We start from the raw sequence: 1,743 nt of genomic DNA, 5'->3' as shown, positions 1-1,743 counted from the left end.
GCCGAGCGCCGCCGACGCGCGCGACCGGGTCTGGGAGCACTCGATTTCCTCGGCCCTCGCCGCGCGGAGCCTCGCCGTCGAGTTCGGCTTCGGCTGGGGCGAGGAGGCGTTCGCGGCCGGGCTGCTGCACGACTGCGGCCGCCTCGTGCTGCTGGCCCAGCGGACACAGGCCTACGTCGGCGTGTTCGAGCGGGCGGGGCGGTCGCTCCCGTCCTGCGTCGAAGAGCGGGCGGCGTTCGGCGTGGACCACGCGGCGGTCGGCGCCGCGCTTCTGACGCTTTGGCACCAGGCGCCCGCGCTCGTCGAAAGCGCGGGACTGCACCACGCGGCGGAGTTCCCCGCGTCGGACGCCGCGCCGTACATCGCGATCGTCGTGGTCTCCGACTGGGTGGCCCGCAGCGTGACCGCGCCGATCCCGACGCTGGCCGCGGAACGGCTCGGCGTGCCGCTCGACCTTCTGGACCGGCTCGCGCTGGAATTGCCGCCGCGCCTCGCGGCCTCGCGCGCCGCGCTGCTCTCGCTCTGACGGCGCCGCGCTTCGCGGCGCCCCTCAGTCACTGCACCGCGAAGTTGGCGAAGAGCATCTCCTGCACGGCGTCGTGCGAGAGGACGCTGTTGACTTCCTTCGTCAGCTCCTTCCGCAGCGCTTCCTTGCCCGCGGGGGTGCCGATGTCCTGGTAGCTCTTGGCGCTGAGGACGGTGAGGATGCGGTCGCGCACGCGCGTCTTCACCAACTGGTCGGTCTTGAGCTGCTCGACGACCTTGGCGTCGTTGACCACGGCGTTCAGCTCGACCCGCAGGTACTTGTTCCCCGACGGGTCGGCGAGGTTGACGACGAACGCCTCGAACGGGACGACCGCCGTCACCGACGGGGCCTTGTCCTTCTCCTCGGCCGCCGCGGACGCGTGTTCCTTGGCGCCGCTCCCGCCGCCGAACATGCGCGAGCCGACCGCGCCGAGCACCCCCGCGACGAGTCCCGCGACGACCGCGACGATCACGAGCGGCATCATCGAGGAGCCGCCGCTCTTCTTGGTCTCTTCCTTGCCCGGTTCTTCGGCCATGGCGTCCGTGTCCTCTTTCGTTCCCCGCCGGCGCGCCGGCGCCCCTCCCGGGGAGGGCGAATCTAGGCCCTTGCGCGCGCCCGCGCCCGCGCTTTACCTATCGGCCGCGTTCCGCCGCGCTTGACCCGCTTTCGCGAGTCGTTTTGGCTCAAGTTCGATCGCCGCCGGCCGAAGAGCCGACCGTAGCGGCGACTTGGACGCCGCGGCGGAGGCGGCATGGACGTCGTGATCGGCGCGATACCCGCGACGGCGGCCGCGGGGCGGCGGCCGGCCGACGCGCCCGCTCCGCTCGAGGCGAAGGTGCTCCACGTCCGGGCGCCGCGGCGGACGCGCGACCAGCTCAAGGCGCAGGAAGGGGAGGCCCGCCGCTCGCGGACCGGCCAGATCGACCCGCCGGGCGCGCGCGTGCTGGTGCTGCTCGTCCCCGACGCCTACCGGCTGCCCGACGATCTCGCGGGGGGGGACTACCGCGTCTTCATCCGCTTCGTCCGCCGCTGACGCGCGGGCTCGGGCGCTTCGATCAGGGCCGACGCGGACGGTTGCGGCGCGGAGCGGGCGCGTCCCGAAACTTCCTCCGCGCGGCCGCTTGCCTGCGCCGGGGCGGGAATCCCATAATCACCGCGTAGAGGAAGTGTCGGCGCGGATCTCGCTCGGGGGCGAATGGACTCGACGGGGTTCGGAA

At 73.1% G+C, this 1,743-nt stretch carries 3 protein-coding genes; 2 read left to right on the top strand and 1 reads right to left on the bottom strand.

Annotation, left to right across the window (positions count from 1 at the left end; translation table 11 throughout):
- Positions 1-526 (top strand): HDOD domain-containing protein (locus LLG88_04220; protein MCE5246111.1); only part of this gene is annotated, 526 nt, incomplete at its 5' end.
- Between the two features lie 28 nt (positions 527-554).
- Here LLG88_04220 and LLG88_04215 read toward each other — a convergent pair.
- Positions 555-1,061 (bottom strand): flagellar basal body-associated FliL family protein, encoded by a 507-nt coding sequence (locus LLG88_04215; GenBank protein ID MCE5246110.1) that lies wholly within the window; start codon positions 1,059-1,061, stop codon positions 555-557.
- A 216-nt stretch (positions 1,062-1,277) separates the two neighbouring features.
- Between LLG88_04215 and LLG88_04210 the strand changes: the two genes are divergently transcribed.
- The gene (locus LLG88_04210) at positions 1,278-1,559 is read left to right on the top strand and encodes a hypothetical protein (GenBank protein ID MCE5246109.1); all 282 of its coding nucleotides are present in this window, start codon (positions 1,278-1,280) and stop codon (positions 1,557-1,559) included.
- Positions 1,560-1,743: the final 184 nt, after the last annotated feature.

Source organism: bacterium (genome assembly GCA_021372775.1).
Taxonomy (GTDB): Bacteria; Acidobacteriota; Polarisedimenticolia; order J045; family J045; genus JAJFTU01.
Note: the sequence above shows the minus strand (reverse complement) of the source record. Positions and strands in the feature narration are given on the sequence as shown.